The organism is Micromonospora sp. BQ11 (assembly GCF_052068135.1).
Taxonomy (GTDB): Bacteria; Actinomycetota; Actinomycetes; order Mycobacteriales; family Micromonosporaceae; genus Micromonospora.
This window is the reverse complement of record NZ_JBQHDB010000002.1, coordinates 310,971-328,542: the sequence shown is the minus strand read 5'-3', so window position 1 is coordinate 328,542 and position 17,572 is coordinate 310,971. Positions and strand designations below refer to the sequence as shown.

16 protein-coding genes are annotated in these 17,572 nt (G+C 74.3%); 8 read left to right on the top strand and 8 right to left on the bottom strand.

The genetic code is table 11. The features are described 5' to 3' along the window. The first annotated feature begins 126 nt into the window (after positions 1-126). Together ACTMSW_RS05475 and ACTMSW_RS05470 are read left to right on the top strand one after the other, a co-directional pair. Positions 127-327, top strand: a complete 201-nt coding sequence (locus tag ACTMSW_RS05475; protein WP_441179322.1) for a hypothetical protein — start codon at positions 127-129, stop codon at positions 325-327. After that, positions 327-1,124 carry a site-2 protease family protein gene (locus ACTMSW_RS05470; protein ID WP_441179321.1) on the top strand — a complete coding sequence of 266 codons (798 nt, stop codon included), beginning with the start codon at positions 327-329 and terminating at the stop codon, positions 1,122-1,124. Before ACTMSW_RS05475 ends, ACTMSW_RS05470 begins: the two co-directional genes overlap by 1 nt. A gap of 42 nt (positions 1,125-1,166) precedes the next feature. On the opposite strand, the gene ACTMSW_RS05465 is transcribed toward ACTMSW_RS05470, so the two are convergent. Genes ACTMSW_RS05465 through ACTMSW_RS05455 form a run of 3 tightly spaced genes read right to left on the bottom strand, consistent with a single transcriptional unit; the run spans position 1,167 to position 6,884 of the window. Further along, positions 1,167-2,165: an aldo/keto reductase family protein gene (locus ACTMSW_RS05465; RefSeq protein ID WP_441179320.1), complete on the bottom strand. Its 999-nt coding sequence runs from the start codon at positions 2,163-2,165 to the stop codon at positions 1,167-1,169. 46 nt (positions 2,166-2,211) lie between these two features. Then, positions 2,212-6,612 (bottom strand): WG repeat-containing protein, encoded by a 4,401-nt coding sequence (locus ACTMSW_RS05460; RefSeq protein WP_441179319.1) that lies wholly within the window; start codon positions 6,610-6,612, stop codon positions 2,212-2,214. Then, the gene (locus ACTMSW_RS05455) at positions 6,609-6,884 is read right to left on the bottom strand and encodes a hypothetical protein (RefSeq protein ID WP_441179694.1); all 276 of its coding nucleotides are present in this window, start codon (positions 6,882-6,884) and stop codon (positions 6,609-6,611) included. The genes ACTMSW_RS05460 and ACTMSW_RS05455 overlap by 4 nt, the downstream gene beginning before the upstream one ends. Here ACTMSW_RS05455 and ACTMSW_RS05450 point away from each other — a divergent pair. From ACTMSW_RS05450 to ACTMSW_RS05440, 3 genes are read left to right on the top strand one after another with little or no spacing between them, the layout of a single operon-like run. Further along, positions 6,850-7,701: an ABC transporter permease gene (locus tag ACTMSW_RS05450; protein WP_441179674.1), complete on the top strand. Its 852-nt coding sequence runs from the start codon at positions 6,850-6,852 to the stop codon at positions 7,699-7,701. The genes ACTMSW_RS05455 and ACTMSW_RS05450 overlap by 35 nt on opposite strands. After that, positions 7,694-8,536 carry an ABC transporter permease gene (locus tag ACTMSW_RS05445; protein WP_441179318.1) on the top strand — a complete coding sequence of 281 codons (843 nt, stop codon included), beginning with the start codon at positions 7,694-7,696 and terminating at the stop codon, positions 8,534-8,536. Before ACTMSW_RS05450 ends, ACTMSW_RS05445 begins: the two co-directional genes overlap by 8 nt. Further along, the gene (locus tag ACTMSW_RS05440; protein WP_441179317.1) at positions 8,533-9,498 is read left to right on the top strand and encodes an ABC transporter ATP-binding protein; all 966 of its coding nucleotides are present in this window, start codon (positions 8,533-8,535) and stop codon (positions 9,496-9,498) included. The genes ACTMSW_RS05445 and ACTMSW_RS05440 overlap by 4 nt, the downstream gene beginning before the upstream one ends. Positions 9,499-9,546: 48 nt before the next feature. Here the strand turns inward: ACTMSW_RS05440 and ACTMSW_RS05435 are convergent, their stop codons facing one another. The 3 genes from ACTMSW_RS05435 to nadA all read right to left on the bottom strand — a co-directional run bounded on the left by ACTMSW_RS05435 (position 9,547) and on the right by nadA (position 13,031). Further along, positions 9,547-10,146 carry a DUF3043 domain-containing protein gene (locus tag ACTMSW_RS05435; RefSeq protein WP_441179316.1) on the bottom strand — a complete coding sequence of 200 codons (600 nt, stop codon included), beginning with the start codon at positions 10,144-10,146 and terminating at the stop codon, positions 9,547-9,549. 122 nt (positions 10,147-10,268) lie between these two features. Continuing rightward, positions 10,269-11,624 (bottom strand): UDP-N-acetylglucosamine 1-carboxyvinyltransferase, encoded by a 1,356-nt coding sequence (gene murA, locus ACTMSW_RS05430; RefSeq protein WP_441179315.1) that lies wholly within the window; start codon positions 11,622-11,624, stop codon positions 10,269-10,271. Positions 11,625-11,831: 207 nt separating this feature from the next. Next, a complete protein-coding gene (gene nadA / locus ACTMSW_RS05425) occupies positions 11,832-13,031 on the bottom strand; it encodes a quinolinate synthase NadA (protein ID WP_441179314.1) in 1,200 nt (399 codons plus the stop codon). 68 nt (positions 13,032-13,099) lie between these two features. On the opposite strand from nadA, the gene ACTMSW_RS05420 reads away from it, so the two are divergent. From ACTMSW_RS05420 to ACTMSW_RS05410, 3 genes are all read left to right on the top strand, one after another. Next, positions 13,100-14,239, top strand: coding sequence for a glycerate kinase family protein (locus ACTMSW_RS05420; RefSeq protein WP_441179313.1), 1,140 nt, complete (start codon positions 13,100-13,102; stop codon positions 14,237-14,239). Positions 14,240-14,405: 166 nt separating this feature from the next. Continuing rightward, complete coding sequence (erpA, locus tag ACTMSW_RS05415) at positions 14,406-14,774, top strand: iron-sulfur cluster insertion protein ErpA (RefSeq protein ID WP_441179312.1); 369 nt, start codon at positions 14,406-14,408, stop codon at positions 14,772-14,774. A 199-nt stretch (positions 14,775-14,973) separates the two neighbouring features. After that, positions 14,974-15,951, top strand: a complete 978-nt coding sequence (locus ACTMSW_RS05410) for a carbohydrate kinase family protein (protein WP_441179673.1) — start codon at positions 14,974-14,976, stop codon at positions 15,949-15,951. Between the two features lie 118 nt (positions 15,952-16,069). On the opposite strand, the gene ACTMSW_RS05405 is transcribed toward ACTMSW_RS05410, so the two are convergent. Next, positions 16,070-16,303 (bottom strand): sulfurtransferase TusA family protein, encoded by a 234-nt coding sequence (locus ACTMSW_RS05405; protein ID WP_441179311.1) that lies wholly within the window; start codon positions 16,301-16,303, stop codon positions 16,070-16,072. Next, positions 16,300-17,451 carry a cysteine desulfurase family protein gene (locus ACTMSW_RS05400; RefSeq protein ID WP_441179310.1) on the bottom strand — a complete coding sequence of 384 codons (1,152 nt, stop codon included), beginning with the start codon at positions 17,449-17,451 and terminating at the stop codon, positions 16,300-16,302. The genes ACTMSW_RS05405 and ACTMSW_RS05400 overlap by 4 nt, the downstream gene beginning before the upstream one ends. Between the last annotated feature and the right edge of the window lie 121 nt (positions 17,452-17,572).

Sequence of the window (17,572 nt, the reverse complement as noted above, 5' to 3'; positions counted from 1 at the left end):
GACATCAGCGGCCGTCACCGCCCCGGTCGTCACCCCCGCCGGGGCCGGCCCCGGCCGTCACGGTGGATCACGGACTACGCTGGCAGGGGCGTCCCGGACGGGACGGCGGCGAGGGGAGACGCGCACATGGCGTGGAGCTGGCGGTACGAGGGCACGAACGGCGAGGCGGTGGAGGGACCGACGGAGTCGTTCAGCAGCCAGGCGGACGCCGAGTCCTGGATCGGCCAGGCCTGGCGCGAGCTCGCGGCGTCCGGCGTCACCTCGGTCGCGCTCGTCGAGGACGACCGGGTGGACTACCGGATGAGCCTGCTGCCGCCGGCGGAGTGATGGCCGACGACCGTCCCGGCGGCGAGCCGCTGCTGCTCGGGGTGCCGCGGGCGGCGTTCCGGCCCAGCCCGGTCTTCCTCGCCCTGGTGGCGCTCTTCGCCACCAGTGGGGTGCTCACCTGGAACCGGTACGGCAACGTCCGGCTCGACGTGTTCCTGTTCGTCGTCTCCGGGTGGCTGGTGTCGCTCTGCTTGCACGAGTACGCGCACGCGATCGTGGCGTTCCGGGCCGGCGACCGGAGCGTGGCCCACCGGGGCTACCTGACCCTGAACCCGTTGAAGTACAGCCACCCGCTGCTGTCCATCGCGCTGCCGGTGGCGGTGGTGCTGCTCGGCGGCATCGGCCTGCCGGGCGGGGCGGTCTGGGTGGACCGGCACGCGATCCCCGGGCGGCTGCGGCACAGCCTGGTCAGCCTCGCCGGCCCGGCCACCAACGTGGTGTTCACGCTGGTGCTGGTCGCGGTGGTGGGGTTCGGTACGGGCGGGAGCGGCCCGGTGGAGTTCTGGGCGGCGCTGGCCCTGCTGGCGTTCCTCCAGCTGACCGCGAGCGTGCTCAACCTGCTGCCGGTGCCCGGCCTGGACGGTGGCAACATGATCCAGCCCTGGCTGAGCCCGCCGTACCGCCGGATGTACGACCTGTTCGCCCCGTACGGCTTCATCCTGCTCTTCGTGCTGCTGTGGAACCCGCAGATCGGCGGCGCGTTCTTCGGCGCGGTCTTCGCCGTCGGTGACCTGCTCGGCCTGCCGTCCGGCCTCTACGCCCTGGGCCTGGACCTCATCCGCTTCTGGCAGGCGTGACCCCGGTCCGGCCGGCCTGACGGCCGGCCGGACCGGGACCGGTCACGGGCGCTGGGCCGGCGACTCGGTGCGCGACGGGTCGCGCTCGGTGATCGGCTCGACGATCTCGTCGATCGCCTTCAACAGGTCCGCGTCCAGCTTCACGCCGGCGGCCTTGACGTTGTCGTGCACCTGCTCGGGACGGGACGCGCCGACGATCGCCGACGACACGTTCGGGTTCTGCAGGACCCAGGCGATCGCGAGCTGGGCCATGCTGAGCCCGGCCTGCTCGGCCAGCGGCTTGAGCCGCTGCACCCGGGTGAGCACGTCGTCGGTCAGCCACTGCGCGATGAAGCCGGCGCCCGACTTCTCGTCGGTGGCGCGGGACCCGGCCGGCGGCGGCTGACCCGGCAGGTACTTGCCGGAGAGCACGCCCTGGGCCATCGGCGACCACACGATCTGACCGACGCCCAGCTCCTCGCTGGTCGGTACGACCTCGGTCTCGATGACCCGCCAGAGCATCGAGTACTGCGGCTGGTTGGACACCAGCGGGATCCGCAGCTCCCGGGCGAGCCCGTGTGCCTCGCGGATCTGCGACGCCTTCCACTCGGAGACGCCGATGTAGTGCGCCTTGCCGGAGTGGACGACGTCGGCGAACGCCTCCATCGTCTCCTCCAGCGGGGTGCTGTAGTCGTACCGGTGGGCCTGGTAGAGGTCGACGTAGTCGGTGCGCAGCCGGCGTAGCGAGCCGTTGATCGACTCCATGATGTGCTTGCGGGACAGGCCCCGGTCGTTGCGGCCGGGCCCGGTGGGCCAGTACACCTTGGTGAAGATCTCCAGCCCCTCGCGCCGCTCGCCCTGCAACGCGCGACCCAGCACGTCCTCGGCGCGGGTGCCGGCGTACACGTCGGCGGTGTCGAAGGTGGTGATACCGGCGTCCAGGGCGGCCCGGACGCAGGCGAACGCCGCGTCCTCCTCGACCTGTGACCCGTGGGTGATCCAGTTTCCGTACGAGATCTCGCTGACCATCAGGCCGGATCGGCCCAGGTGTCGGAATTCCATTCCCCGACCCTAGCCCGGCCCGATCACCGTCACCCGGTACGGCGGCTCACAGCACCGGACTGGTGTCGGTGAGCAGCCGCTCGATCTCCCCGACGACGTCGTCGGGGTTGCGGTGGACCGGGTCGATCAGCGGCTGGCCCTGCCGGTCCAGCGCACCCCAGCGTCCGGCGCCGTCACCGGCGAGGAACGCCACCGGGTGGACCACCAGCACCGGGTGCACCGGCGGGACGAGCAGCTTGCCGGTGCGGTCCACCACGCCCCGCCGGCCGGCCACGTCCACCACGGCCAGCCCCTCCTCGGTGAAGCCGTCGACGTACCGGCCGTCGGCCAGGGTCGTGGCGAACCCGTGGTAGCGGGTGGGCACCACGATGCGGCCGGTGCGGTCGACCGCACCCCAGCCCTCCCGTCGTACCGCGGCCAGGCCGCGCCGGAACGGGCGTACCTCCGCGAAGCCCGGCGGCACCGCCAGCTCGCCGGTGGTGTCGACCGCACCCCACCCGCCGTGCTCTCCCTGCGACACCCACGCCAGGCCGTCGGAGAACGGCCGGACGACCCGGTACGTCGGCGGGAGCACCGTCTCACCGGCCAGGTCGATCAACGCCCACCGGTCGTCGTCCACCGGACGTACCCAGGCGACCCCGTCGCGGAAGGGCTGCGCCTCCGCGTACCGGCCGGGGACCACCATCTCGCCGTCGGCGTCGGCGTAACCCCAGCGATCGCCGTCGAGTGCCGGCACCGGGGGCCGCACCCGCTCCAGCACCTCGTCACGACCTCGGGGGTACGGCCCGAAGCCGGCCTCCGCGGCCCGCTCCGCGACCGCGTCGAGGCTGAACCGGATCCGGGCGAGCAGGTCGGCGTCCCCGGCGCCGCGCAGGTCCAGCGCCCGCTCGAAGTGGTGGCACGCCTCCATCAGCCGGCCCTGTTCGTAGCAGCACCGGCCGGCGTGCTCGTGCAGCGCCGCCCGCAGCCGGTCCGGTAGCTCCTCGGAGTTGGCCTGCGCGAAGAGGCGGTCGGCCTCGGCGAACTCCCCGCGCCAGCGCAGTACGTGGGCCAGCCGCGCCTGGGCGAGCGAGGTCCGGCGCAGCTCGCCGGTCGCCTCCGCGTACGTCAGCGCCAGGCGGCCGTCGGCCAGCGCGTCGTCCAGGTCGCCGACGATCCGGGACATCACCGCCCGCAGGCTCAGCAGCCGCGCCCGGGACCGGTTGTCGACTGCGGTGCCCAGCTTCTCGGTCAGCCGGCGCCGGACGACCCGGAACTGGTCCGGGTCCTCGACCACCTCGCGCAACGTCGCCGGGTCGAGCCGCCACCGGTAGCTCGCCAGTACCTGTTCGGGGTCGCCCTGGGAGAGGTCCGGCTGTTCGGTCACCGACTCCGCCGGGGCTACCTCCGGCGCGTTCGACCCGGTCGGCGTGGCGTCGGCCGGGGTGCTCCCGACCGGCTCGGCGGCTCCGGGCGGGGCGTCCTCGACCGGTGTCGCCGGTTCGGCTGCGGCGTCCTCGACCGATGCCGTCGGTGTGGCCGGCGGCGCCGGGACGGGCGCAGCGGGCGGCGCGGAGACCGGGACGACCGGCGTGGCCGTCTCCTCGGGCCGAGCGGCCGGTTCGGGTTCCGGGACCGGTTCGGGCGCCGGTTCGTCGGGGGTCGGCACGTACGGTGCGGAGACGGGGGTGGCGTGGTCGGCGTTCCAGGGCGCGGCCGACACCGGCGCCTGCGGCGGCGCGGACACCGGAGCGTGCGGCGGTGCGGACACCGGCGCGGCGACCGGCGGCGCCGACACCGGACGGGGAGGTGGCGCGGTCGTCGCGTCGTCGGTGGCCGCGTCCTCCGGCGATCCGGAGGACGCGGGGATCGGCCGGGCCGGCTCCCGCCATGCCGGTGGCGCCGACACGGACGCGGCCGGTGGTGCGGAGACCGGTCGTGCCGGAACCGGCTCGGCGGTCGCGGCGTCCCCGGGTGGGCCGGAGACCGGGTGGGTCGAGGTGACCGGGCCGGCGCGCGGTGGGAGCACCAGACCGGCGAGGTCGTCGGTCTCGGTCTCCCACGGCGCAGCACCGGAGACCGGGTGGGTGGAGTTGTCCGGTGGTCCGGAGACGGGGTCCACGTTCCAGGGCGGGCCGGACGTCGGACGGCCGGGCGGTGCCGACACCGGCGCCGACCGGGGAGCGGGAGTGGCCGGCGGGCCCGACACGGGACGTCCGTCCCGGTCGGCGGACCGGTCGGGAGTGGCCGGGGGCGTTGGCACGGGTACGTCCGGGGTGTCCGCCGCCGGTGCGACGGTGGCGGACAGCGGCGGCGCGGAGACCGGCTCGACGGCGGGAGGCGCGGACGCGGCCGGGGCGTCCTCGACCGGCGCACGCGGGGTGGGCTCCGCCGCCGGCTCGTCGGGACGGACGGGCTCCTCCGGCTTCTCGGCGGTGGGCCGGGCGGGCCGGAACCAGGCGTCGACGCCCGTGCCCGGCGGCGTGGTCGTCGGCGGTGGCGGTGGCTGCGTGGACGGCGGTGGCGGGACGTACGGCCGTGGCATGCCCGGGCCGATCGGTGCCGAGGACGCCGGGCGGTCGGCGGCCGGCGGGGCGGGTGTGCCGGAAACGCCGGCACGGGGTGGTGCCGGCGGGGCGGGCGCGTCGTCGGCCGGAGACGCGTCGACGGGTGCGGGACGGAACTCCAGGCGCAGCCGGGCGGCGGGTGGACCCGACACCGGCGCGGGCTCGTCCACCGGCCCGGCCCCTTCCGCGCCGTCGCGTCGGTGCGGGAACCGGTCGTCCGCGCCGTGCACCGGCCGGCGACCGCCGTCGACCGGCGGTCCGGAGACGGGCGTGCGCGCCGCCGGCGACACCGGCCGGTCGGGTGCGGCGGGTGGGCTGGACACGGGTGCGGGCGACACCGGCCGGTCGGGTGCGGCGGGTGGGCTGGACACGGGTGCGGGCGACACCGGCCGGTGGGGTGCGGCGGGTGGGCCGGCGGCACCGCCGCGTGCCGGGGCGGGCGACACCGGCGCCCCGGAGACGGGAGCGGGGGAGACGGGTGCCCCCGGGGTGCGGGTTCCCGGGCCGTGGGGTCGCTCGTCGTAGCGGTGCGGTGGGGCGTCGTGACGGCTCCCGTGGCGGGGCCGGTCGACGGGCTCGGCCGGTCGTCGGTGCTCGGGGCGCGGTTCGCCGCGGCGCGGGGTGTCCCCGTCGTACGGAGGGCGGACCGGGCCGGGCGGAGGCCACGGCAGCGCGCCGTCGCGTGCGGGGCTGTCCGCGGGTCGGCGCGGGTCGCGGTGGGGCTCCGGCTCGCGGTACGCCGCCGGCCGGACCGTCTCGGGCGGGCGACGGTCCGGGTACGTCTCGGCGCGGCCCGCCGTCTCCCGCGACCGCCAGCGCTCGTCCGGGTCGGGCCGGCGCTGCTCGGCCTCGTGGTGCGGCTGGCCGGGGCGGTCCCGGTCCGCGCGCGACCGGTGGTCGACGGGTACGCCGGGCTCGCCGGCCCGGTCGCGCTGCCCGTCCACGGGACGGTCCCACTGCCGGTCCGCCGGCGCCCACTGCCCTCGGGCCGCGCGGTCCGGTGCGGGCGCGGACCGGTCCCGGGAACCGTCGGCTCCACGGTCCCACTGCCGCTCCGGCGTCCGGCCGGCGTGGCTCTCCGGTCCGCGGTCCCGCCCCGGGTCGGGTGCGCGGTCCCACCGTCCGTCCGGGGTGTGGTCCCGGCGCTCGTCCGGGGAGCGGTCCCGGCGCTCGGCTTCGGCGCGTCCCCACGGATAGCGCGTCCGCGGGGGCTCCTCGCCCGGTCGCCGGCCGCGGCCGTTCTCCGGCCGCTCGTACCCCTCGGGGCGGCGCGGCCGATCCTCGTTCGGCTCGGGGACCCAGCCGAGCTCGGTGTGGCCGGCGGGGGAGACGGGGCGGTCCCGCCCCACCGGTTCGTGGCGGGGTGCGTGGTGGTCGCGGCCGTGCTCGCGCGGTCGGTGCTCGTCGACCGGTCGGGCCGGTGCCGACCGGTCCGGGCCACCCCGGCCGTTACGCGGTTCGGGTGCGCTCAGGCGGCCGCGGTCGTCCGACCAGGTGGGCTCCGCGTGCCGCCGGCGGTACGGCTCGTCGGCGTACCGCCGGCCGTCGTTGTCGTCGGACCGCCCGCCGCGGTCGTCGTGCCCCCCGGTGCGGCTGTCGTGCCGGTTCGGCTGCCCGTCGTGCCGGCCGACGGCGCCGTCCTGGCGCGCGGCCCAACCCTCGGGATCGTCGTCCCAGGACCGGCCGACGTACGTCCCGTCCGGGCGGGTGGGCGCCAGCGGCGGCACCTCGGCCCGGCCGACGGCCGCCCGGCCACGGGGGGCGGGCGGTGGTGCGTGTTGGACGCCGATGTCACCCGGGTAGCGCTGACCCGGGAACTGGGGGTGCCACTCGTTGGTCGGCTCGACCACCCAGGACGGTTCGGCCGGATCGTTCCACCGGTCGGCGTATCCGCGACTCATCCGGGCGACCCGTCGCCGCGGGCGGTGACCGGCGCGGACCCCCGGTGGCGGACGCGAGCGGGGACGCCGGCGGTGCCGGCGGGCGTCCGCTTGCTCACGGTCGCGCCCCGGTGGTCGGCTCGCGTCCGCTCGCTCACGGCGATGTCACCTCGTTGCAAATTGTCGCGCTGGGCGCCGCGCATCCCCGGTAGGGTCACCCGTTCCGGCATGGCGTGGCTGCGGAAGGAGGGTAGCGGCGTGGGCTCGCTCAACGCCACTGTGGCTCGGCCCACCGTCCCAAACGTTATCCTATGGTTCCGGACATTTAGGGCTATAACCGGATCGGGCTTTCGTCGGCACGCCACCTACCGCCAGGCCTCGCTGGCCGGCGTCGTCACCAACGTGGTCTTCGGCTTCCTCCGCTGCTACGTGCTGCTCGCCGCGGTCGGCACCGTGGGCACGGTGGCCGGTTACGACCGGGGGCAGCTGGCCACCTTCGTCTGGGTGAGCCAGGGCCTCCTCGCCGTCATCCTGCTGTGGGGCTGGACCGAGCTGGCGGACCGGATCCGCACCGGCGACGTGGCGAGCGACCTGCTCCGGCCGGTGCACCCGGTCACCAGTCACCTCGCGGCGGACCTGGGCCGGGCCGGTCACGCCGCTCTGGTGCGGTTCGTGCCACCGGTGCTCGTCGGGCCGCTCTTCTTCGAGGTCTACCTGCCCCACCGCTGGTCCACCGCGCCGCTGTTCGTGGTCTCCGTGGTGGTCGCCGTCGTGCTCTGCTTCGGCTGCCGCTTCCTGGTCAACGCGACCGCGTACTGGCTCCAGGACGCCCGGGGTCCGCAGGTCCTCTGGACCGTCTGCTCGGGCGTGCTGGCCGGTCTCTACTTCCCGCTGCGCTTCCTGCCGGAGTGGCTCCAGGTCGCGCTCTGGCTCGGCACCCCCTTCCCGAGCCTGCTCCAGACGCCGCTGGACGTGCTCGTCGAGCGGGACCCGGTCGGTGTCCAGGCCGGCCTGGTGGCGGTGCAGGTCGCCTGGGCGGTGCTGATCCTGGTCGCCTGCCGGCTCGTGCAGCGCCGTGCGGAACGCCACCTGGTGGTGCAGGGTGGCTGAGGCGGGCGCCGGCAGGACGGCGGTGCGACGCGGCGGCGGACGGTTGACGGCGTACCGGGCGCTGCTGGGCGCGCAGGCCCGGTCGCAGACCGCGTACCGGGTCTCGTTCGTGGTGGACCTGGTCGGCAACGTCGGGTCCACGGTCTTCGACGTGGTCACCGTCCTGGTGATCTTCGGGGTCACCCGTGAGCTGGGCGGCTTCACGCTGCGCGAGACGCTTGTCGTCGTCGGTCTCGCCACGTCCGCCTTCGCCGTGGCGGACCTGCTGGTCGGCAACATCGAGCGGTTGCCCCGGTACGTCCGGACCGGGCTCTTCGACGCGGTACTGGTGCGTCCGCTCGGCGCGCTGCCCCAACTGCTGCTGATGGACCTGCCGCTGCGCAAGGTCTCCCGCGCCGTCTTCGGCGTCGCCGTGCTGGTGGTGGCGGTCGGCTCGGCGCCGATCGACTGGACGCCGGCGCGGCTGCTGCTGGTGGTCCTCGCCCCGGCGGCCGGGGTGGTGTTCTTCGGGTCGATCTTCGTGGCGACCGCCACCGTGTCGTTCTGGTGGGTCGACTCGGGCGAGCTGGCCAACTCGGTCACCTACGGCGGCCGGGACTTCACCGCGTACCCGGTCACCGTCTACGGCGGGTGGTTCCGGACGCTGTTCGCGTACGGCCTGGGGTTCGCCTTCGTCAGCTACCACCCGGCGCTGGCCCTGCTCGGCCGGGCCGACCCGCTCGGCCTGCCGGCCTTCCTCGGCTGGGTCTCGCCTGCCGTCGCGCTGGTCGCCGCCGCGCTGGCCGCCGCGGCCTGGCGCACGGGTGTCCGCCACTACCGGAGTACGGGATCGTGACCGAGAACGTGATCGAGGCCCAGGGGCTGCGCAAGGATTTCACCGTCCGGGTGAAGACCGGTCGGTGGCGCCGGGCGAAGCGGCTGGTGACCGCCGTCGACGGGATCGACCTGCGGGTGCCCCGGGGAGAGATGCTGGGCTACATCGGGCCGAACGGGGCGGGCAAGTCCACCACGTTGAAGATGTTCACCGGGGTGCTGTCGCCCTCCGGCGGTGCGGTCCGCGTCTGCGGCCTGCGCCCGGTCGCCGAGCGCACCCGACTGGCGCTGCGCGTCGGTGTCGTCTTCGGGCAGCGTTCGCAGCTGTGGTGGGACCTGCCGCTGCGCGAGTCGTTCGAGCTGCTCCGACACGTCTACCGGGTGCCCGCCGGCGACCACGCCGCCCGGCTCCGGCGCTGTCGGAGCCTGCTGGACCTGGACGGGTTCCTGGACGTCCCGGTCCGGCAGCTCTCCCTCGGCCAGCGGATGCGCGGCGAGTTGACGGCCGCTCTGCTGCACGGCCCGGAGGTGCTCTTCCTCGACGAACCCACCATCGGCCTGGACGTGGTGAGCAGGCAGGCGGTCCGTGGCTTCCTCGGTGAGCTCGGCCGGGCGGGGGACACCACCCTGGTGCTGACCACCCACGACCTGGCCGACATCGAGCGGCTGTGCGCGCGGCTGGTGGTCGTGGACCAGGGGCGGGTGGTGCACGACGGGTCGATCGCGGCGCTGCACCAGCGGTACGGCTCGCGCCGGCTGGTGGTGGTCGACCTGGACGCCGCGCCGCCCCGACCGCCGGTGCTGCCCGGCACGACCCTGCACCGCGTGGAGGCGGACGGGCACCGGCTGGTGTACGCCCTGGAGTCGGCGGGGGTGGCCGAGGTGGTGGCCGGGCTGGCCGGGCTCGGCGGGCTGCGCGACGTCTCGATCGTGGAACCGGACATCGAGGACGTGGTGGCCCGCCTGTACCGCAAGCTCGCGTAGTCGCGCCCCCTCACCCGCCCGGGGCGGGAAGGGGGTGGACCAGCACGGTCAGACCGCGTCGCCGATGGCGACCTGCGGCTGGGGGGTCCGCATCTTGCGGAAGGTGATCGAGCGCATGATCGCGTACAGGTAGAGGGAGCCCATCCGCTGGCCGGTGTTGGGGAACCGCTCCCGGACCAGCTTCTTGATCTTCCGGCAGATCAGGACCGAGTCCAGGATCACGCCGAGCGCCAGGGCGCCCCAGATCAGGTTGGAGGCGAGCTGGATCGCCGGGGGCATTCCCGGGTTGGAGCCGATCAGCACCACCAGGGCCCCACCGAAGAACCAGGTGCCGACCGTACGCCGGGAGTCGACCACGTTGCGGGCCAGCAGTCGCTCGGGGCCACGGTCGCGCGGCCCGCCCTCCCGCCGGAACTCCGCCGCGGACTCGGCGCGGAGCTGGCGACGGAGTGCCCGCTGCTCCTCCTTGCTGAGCGGCTTGGTGGCGCCGACGGGGCGCCGGCCGGCAGCGGGACGCTTCGGCGTCTCGCGGCCCTTGGCCGGGGTGTAGCCCCGGATGCGGGCGGAGGAGGACTCCTCGTCGGGCGTCACCGGGGTGACGGCCTCGTCGGCGAGGTCGGCGGACTTGCGGCGAAACAGCGACGGCACGCGGAAAGGGTAGCCAAACGCCACCGCCCGGTGCACATCGCGGTGCACCGGGCGGGAACGGGACGTGACCGGAGACACCCGCGCCGGCCGATGAGGGCCCGCCGGTGCCGGGTCGAACGGGGTCAGGGACGCTCGACGTGCGCGCCGAGATCGGCGAGCTTCGCCTCGAAGTCCTCGTAGCCACGGTTGATCAGGTCGACGCCGTACACCCGGGAGGTGCCCTCGGCGGCGAGCGCCGCGATCAGGTGGCTGAAGCCGGCCCGCAGGTCGGGGATCACCAGGTCGGCGGCGTGCAGCTTGCTCGGCCCGGCGATGACCGCCGAGTGCTTGAAGTTGCGCCGGCCGAAGCGGCAGGGGGTGCCGCCGAGGCAGTCCCGGTAGACCTGGATGTTGGCGCCCATCGTGTTCAGCGCCTCGGTGTAGCCGAGCCGCTGCTCGTACACGGTCTCGTGGACGATCGACAGGCCGCGCGCCTGGGTGAGCGCCACGACCAGCGGCTGCTGCCAGTCGGTCATGAAGCCGGGGTGCACGTCGGTCTCCAGCGCGACCGACTTCAGCTCCCCGCCCGGGTGCCAGAACCGGATGCCGCCCTCCTGGCCGGGGTCGCCCAGCTTCGGCGGGCGGGCGTCGGTGACCTCGTACTCGCCGCCGACGGAGCGGAAGATGTTGAGGAAGGTCATCATGTCGGCCTGCTGCGCGCCGAGCACCTCGACGTGCCCGCGGGTGGCCAGCGCGGCGGCGGCCCAGCTCGCGGCCTCGATCCGGTCCGGGATCGGCCGGTGGTTGTAGCCGTGCAGCCGCGGCACGCCCTGGATCTCGATGACCCGGTCGGTGTGCACCTTGATGATCGCGCCCATCTTCTGCAGGATGCAGATGAGGTCGATGATCTCCGGCTCGACCGCCGCGTTGCGCAGCTCGGTGACGCCGTCGGCCATCACCGCGGTCAGCAGCACCTGCTCCGTCGCGCCCACGCTCGGATACGGCAGGGAGAACTTGGTGCCGTGCAGTCCGTTCGGCGCCGACAGGTGCAGGCCCTCGGGGCGCTTCTCCACCGTCGCGCCGAACTCGCGCAGCGCCTGGAGGTGGAAGTCGATCGGCCGGGGGCCGATGTGGCAGCCGCCGAGGTCCGGGATGAAGGCGTGGCCCAGGCGGTGCAGCAGCGGGCCGCAGAACAGGATCGGGATCCGGCTGGAGCCCGCGTGCACGTTGATCTGGTCGGTGCTGGCGCTCTCCACGTTGGCGGGGTCGAAGACCAGCTCGCCGTCCTCGTCGCCGTCGGTGACCTTCACCCCGTGCAGGCCGAGCAGCCCGCGGACGACCTCGACGTCACGGATCTTCGGCACGTCGTAGAGCCGGCTCGGGGTGTCACCCAGCAGAGCGGCGACCATCGCCTTCGAGACCAGGTTCTTCGCGCCGCGCACGCGGATCCGCCCTTCGAGCGGAGTGCCTCCGTGTACGACCAGGACGTCGTCGGTCAATGCAACCTCCAGCAGCGCATCGGGTGGTGCCGTGTCGATGGTGGGGCAAGGTGTCCTGCTACCCGGAACGGGGCGGCCGTGAAACGCGGCCCGCGTCGCCTGGGCAGCATAGCCCTCCGTGACGAGAATGGACCCGGTCACATCGCCCTCGACGGCATTTATCGGTGATCCGGCACTTTCTCGTACCAAGGGAGTTACGGAGAGTGGTCAGCCGGCGTTCGGTGGCGGGGTGTCCGCTCCGGGAAGGGCGAGCATCTGGTCCAGCGCCACGCGGGCGTGGTGCGCGGTGTCCTCATCGACCGTGATCTGGTTGACCACCCGACCGGCGACCAGTTCCTCCAGCGCCCACACCAGGTGCGGCAGGTCGATCCGGTTCATCGTCGAGCAGTAGCAGACCGCCTTGTCGAGGAACATGATCTGCTTGTCCGGGTTGGCCAGCGCCAGCCGGCGGACCAGGTTCAGCTCGGTGCCCACCGCCCACGACGAGCCGGCCGGGGCCGCCTCGATCGCCTTGATAATGTACTCCGTCGAGCCGACGAAGTCGGCGGCGTTGACCACCTCGTGCCGGCACTCGGGGTGCACCAGCACGTTGACGCCCGGCACCCGCTCGCGCACGTCGTTGACGCTGTCGAGGGTGAACCGCCCGTGCACCGAGCAGTGCCCGCGCCACAGGATCATCTTCGCGTCGCGCAGCTGCTCCGGGGTCAGCCCGCCGTTCGGCTTGTGCGGGTCGTAGAGCACGCAGTCGTCGAGGGAGAGGCCCATCTCCAGCACCGCCGTGTTGCGGCCCAGGTGCTGATCGGGCAGGAAGAGCACCTTCGACCCCTGCTCGTACGCCCAGTCCAGCGCGCGCTTGGCGTTGGACGAGGTGCAGACCACACCCCCGTTGCGCCCGACGAAGCCCTTGATGTCCGCCGAGGAGTTCATGTACGTGACCGGGACGGTCTGGTCGGCGATGCCCACGTCGCTGAGCACGTCCCACGCCTTCTCGACCTGCGACAGCACGGCCATGTCTGCCATCGAGCAGCCCGCGGCCAGGTCCGGCAGGATCACCTTCTGGGCGGCCGAGGTCAGGATGTCGGCGCTCTCGGCCATGAAGTGCACGCCGCAGAAGACGATGTACTCCGCGTCGGGGCGGGCCGCCGCCTCCCGGGCCAGCTTGAACGAGTCACCGGTCACATCGGCGAACTGGATCACCTCGTCGCGCTGGTAGTGGTGCCCCAGCACGAACACCCTGGTGCCGAGCTTCGCCTTCGCCGCCGCCGCCCGGGCGACCAGATCGGGGTCGCTCGGGGCCGGCAGGTCACCCGGACACTCGACGCCACGCTCGGTGGCGGGGTCGCTGCCACGGCCGAGGAGCAGCAGTGCCGTGGCGGTGTTGGAGGGTTCTAGCCAGGTCGACGTCACGTACCCCATGGTCCCACAGCGCGGGCGCGCCGCAGCTTCCACCGGTGTGTGCTGCCACACTGCTGGGCATGCGCGTGCTGCTCTGTCCGGACAAGTTCGCGGGCACGTTGTCCGCCCCCGACGTGGCCGTCGCGGTCGCCGACGGCTGGCGTACGGTCGCCACCGCCGACGACCTGCTCATCCGGCCGCTCGCCGACGGTGGCCCCGGCTTCCTCGACGTCCTCGCCGAGGCGCTCGACACCCGCCGGGTGCCGGTGCCGACGGTCGACCCGCTGGGCCGGCCGACGGCCGGTGAGATCCTCCTCACCGCCGACGGCGCGACCGCCTATCTGGAATGTGCCCAGGCGTGCGGCCTGCACCTGCTCACGCCCGACGAACGCGACCCGAAGACCACCACCTCGTACGGGCTGGGGATGCTGGTCGCGGCGGCGGTGGAGCACGGCGCGCGCCAGATCGTGGTCGGGCTGGGTGGTTCGGCCACCAACGACGCCGGAGCCGGGATGCTCACCGCGCTCGGCGTGACCCCGCTGGACTCCACCGGCGCCGCCCTGCCGTACGGGGGTGCCGCGCTGGCCGCGGTCGCCGCGCTCGACGGCGCGCCCCGGCTGCGCGGAGCCCGGCTGGTGGCCGCCACGGACGTGGACAACCCGCTCCTCGGTCTGCACGGGGCGAGCAACGTCTTCGGTCCGCAGAAGGGCGCCGACCGGGCCGACGTGCTGCTGCTCGACGCCGCGCTGGAGCGGTTCGCCGGCGTGCTGGAGCGCGACCTGCCGGGCTGCCCGCCGGGCCTCGGCGCGCTGCCCGCCGGCGGCGCGGCCGGTGGGCTCGGCGCGGCGATCCTCGCCCTGGGTGGCCGGTGCGAGTCGGGCATCGGCCTGGTCAACCGGGCGATCGGGCTGGACGCCGCGCTGGACGAGGTGGACCTGGTGATCACCGGTGAGGGGTCCTTCGACCACCAGTCGCTGCGCGGCAAGGTCGTCGCCGGGGTGGCCGGGGCCGCCCGGGACCGGGGGGTGCCCTGCGTGGTGGTGGCCGGCCGGGTCAGCACCGGGCGGCGGGAGGCCGCCGCGGCCGGGGTGACCGAGGCGTACAGCCTGGTGGACCACTTCGGCGGTGCGGAGCACGGTGGGGTGGAGGCGGCGATGGGCCGGCCGGCCGAGGGCCTGCGGGCGCTGGGCACCCGCCTGGCGCGGCAGTGGAGCCGCTGACGGTCGCCCGGGCCGGAAATCGCGCAACCTGCGGTCCGGATCACGCCACCCGGGCCGTCCCGCCGCAGGCGGCGTACGATCGACAGACGGACCACACCGGGAATACTGGGCGACGGCGAACGTTGGCCAGTGCGTCCGGACCCATACCGCGCAGGGAGATTTCCACGTGACCACGCCAGCGCAGACCGAGTCGACCGAGGCCAAGGCCCCCACGTCCATCGTCCTCACCGACGTCGCGGCGCAGAAGGTCAAGGCCCTGATCGAGCAGGAAGGCCGCGACGACCTGCGGCTCCGGGTCGCCGTGCAGCCGGGTGGCTGCTCCGGCCTGCGGTACCAGCTGTTCTTCGACGAGCGGTCGCTCGACGGTGACGTCGTCACCGACTTCGGCGGTGTCGAGGTCGTCGTCGACCGGATGAGCGCCCCCTACCTGGCCGGCGCCACCATCGACTTCGCCGACCGGATCGACGCCCAGGGCTTCACGATCGACAACCCGAACGCGGGCAGCTCCTGCGCCTGCGGCGACTCGTTCAGCTGAGTCGACCGCTCGCCGGCCCGCACCGGACGAGCTGACCAGAAGCGGCGGGGCCGCCCCTCGAGGGGCGGCCCCGCCGTCTTGTTCTGGGGGTTTTCCCAGAGGTGACGCCCGGATGTCCACCGGTCGACCGACCGGCGGCCACGCCCCGGACCCGGCCGGTAGGCTGACCGGCGCCGTGCTCCCGACCCCGAGGGCTGACATGAAGATCGCCGTGACCGGCTCGATCGCCACCGACCACCTGATGAGCTTCCCCGGCCGCTTCGCGGACCAGCTCATCGCCGACCAGCTGCACAAGGTGTCGCTCTCCTTCCTGGTCGACGACCTGGTGCTGCGCCGCGGTGGTGTCGCCGCCAACATCGCCTTCGGCATGGGTCAGCTCGGCCTGCGGCCGGTCCTGATCGGCGCGGTCGGCGCGGACTTCGCCGACTACCGCTCCTGGCTGGAGCGCCACGGGGTGGACTGCGACTCGGTGCACGTCAGCGAGCTCGCACACACCGCCCGCTTCGTCTGCACCACGGACACGGACATGTGCCAGATCGCCTCCTTCTACGCGGGGGCGATGAGTGAGGCGCGCAACATCGAGCTGGAGCCGGTCGCCCGCCGCCTGGACGGCCTCGACCTGGTCCTTGTCAGCGCGAACGACCCGGAGGCGATGCTGCGCCACTCCGCCGAGTGCCGGGAGCGGGGGTACGCGTTCGCGGCCGACCCGTCCCAGCAGCTGGCCCGGATGGAGGGCACGGACGTGGTCGGGCTGATCGAGGGCGCCGACTACCTGATGACCAACGACTACGAGAAGTCCCTGCTGCAGAGCAAGGCGGGCCTGAGCGACGCCCAGCTCCTCGACCTGGTCAAGGTGCGGGTCACCACGCTGGGCAAGGACGGCGTGGAGATCGCGGGACGCGACGTCGACCCGATTTACGTACCGATCGCGCGGGAGATCCGGGCGGTCGACCCGACCGGCGTCGGCGACGGCTTCCGGGCCGGCTTCTTCACCGCGCTGTCGTGGGGCCTCGGGCTGGAGCGGGCCGCCCAGGTGGGGTCCCTGCTCGCCACCCTGGTGCTGGAGACCGTGGGCACCCAGGAGTACGAGGTCCGCCGCGACCTGTTCGTCAAGCGGCTCGCCGAGTCGTACGGCGACGGGGCGGCCGAGGACGTACGGCCGCACCTGCTGCCGTAACCCCCGACGGCGTCCGCCGGAACCTGCCTCGTGCGTACCGCACCGGGCGGGTTCGGCCGTTGAGCGGGGGCCCTTCCTCTACCGCAGGCGTTAAGAAGGGGCCCTTCCTTACACCCCCTCAGTGCTGGCGGCGGACGTCGTAGCCGGGGCCGTCCGGACCGGGCACGGTGCCGAGGAACTCCTGGCCGCGCATCCGGCACCAGGCGGGGATGTCCACCGCCGCCGCCGGATCGTCGGCCAGCACCCGGACCACCGACCCGACGGGCAGCTCGGGCAGCCGGCGGGCGACCGCGATGACCGGCAGCGGGCACCGCTGCCCCCGGCAGTCGAGCACCTCGTCGGGGAACGTCACAGCCCCACCACCCCCGCCTCGGCGCGCAGTGCCGCCACGATGTCCGGCAGTTCGGCGAGGAACCGCTCCACCTCCGCCGTCGTCGTCTCCCGGTGCAGGGACACCCGCACGTTGCCGTGCGAGAGCACCCCCATCGCCTCCAGCACGTGCGACGGGCGCAGTGTCGACGACGTGCACGACGAGCCGGAGGACACCGCGAACCCGCGCCGGTCCAGCGCGTGCAGCAGCGCCTCGCCGTCGACGTACAGGCAGGAGAAGGTCACCAGGTGCGGGAGCCGGTGATCGGGATCACCCACCACCTCGACGTCCGGCACCTCCGCGGCGACCCGCGCCCGGATCCGGTCCACCAGGGGTGCCAGCCGGGCCGCCTCCGCCGCCGCGTCGGCCGCCGCCGCGCGCAGGCTCGCCGCCGCCGCGACCACCGCCGGCAGGTTCACCACCCCGGGCGTACGCCCCGACTCCCGTTCGTCGGCCGGCCACGGCGACTCCCAGCGGGTGCCCTTGCGCACCACCAGCAGCCCCACGCCGGGCGGGCCGCCCCACTTGTGCGCGCTGGCGGTCAGCACCGACCAGCCCGCCGGCACCGGCATCCGGCCCACCACCTGCGCCGCGTCCACGGACAGCGGCACCCCCGCGTCGGCGCAGGCCGCGGCCGCCTCGGCGACCGGCTGGACGGTGCCCACCTCGTGACTGGCGGCGATCAGCGCCGCCAGGGCCACCCCGGGCGCGCGTACCGCCTCCGACCAGGCCGTCAGGTCGAGCCGCCCCAGCCGGTCCACGGGGACCGACGTCGCCGTACCGCCCTCGGCGACGTGTCGTTCCGCCGCGTGCAGCACCGCGGAGTGCTCGATCGCCGAGTGCACCAGGGCGCGGCCGACCCGGCGTCGCCCGGCCAGGCCGCCGAGCACCGCCGAGTGCGCCGCCGCCGTACCGCTGGGGGTGAAGGACACCTCGTCGGCGCGGACGCCGAGCGTGACCGCGGTGGCCTCGCGGGCGGCGTCGAGGAGCTGGCGGGCGCGGCGGGCCTGCCCGTACAGCTTCGCGGGGTCGGCCCAGCCGTCGTCGAGCGCGGCCAGCAGCGCCTGGCGGGCGACCGGATGCAGGGGCACGGCGGTGGCCGCGTCCAGATAGACCGGGGATGCGCTCACGGTGCCACCTCTGTTCGCGACTGCGGGGCTCGCAACCCCGGCTCACTCCTCGCGCTCACGGTGCCACCTCTGTTCGCGACTGCGGGGCTCGCAACCCCGGCTCACTCCTCGCGCTCACGGT

Coding starts and splice junctions, on each gene's coding strand:
- ACTMSW_RS05475 (WP_441179322.1), top strand. CDS start 127: ATGGCGTGGAGCTGGCGGTACGAGGGCACGAACGGCGAGGCGGTGGAG.
- ACTMSW_RS05470 (WP_441179321.1), top strand. CDS start 327: ATGGCCGACGACCGTCCCGGCGGCGAGCCGCTGCTGCTCGGGGTGCCG.
- ACTMSW_RS05410 (WP_441179673.1), top strand. CDS start 14,974: ATGAAGATCGCCGTGACCGGCTCGATCGCCACCGACCACCTGATGAGC.
- ACTMSW_RS05465 (WP_441179320.1), bottom strand. CDS start 2,165: ATGGAATTCCGACACCTGGGCCGATCCGGCCTGATGGTCAGCGAGATC.
- ACTMSW_RS05460 (WP_441179319.1), bottom strand. CDS start 6,612: ATGAGTCGCGGATACGCCGACCGGTGGAACGATCCGGCCGAACCGTCC.
- ACTMSW_RS05420 (WP_441179313.1), top strand. CDS start 13,100: ATGCGCGTGCTGCTCTGTCCGGACAAGTTCGCGGGCACGTTGTCCGCC.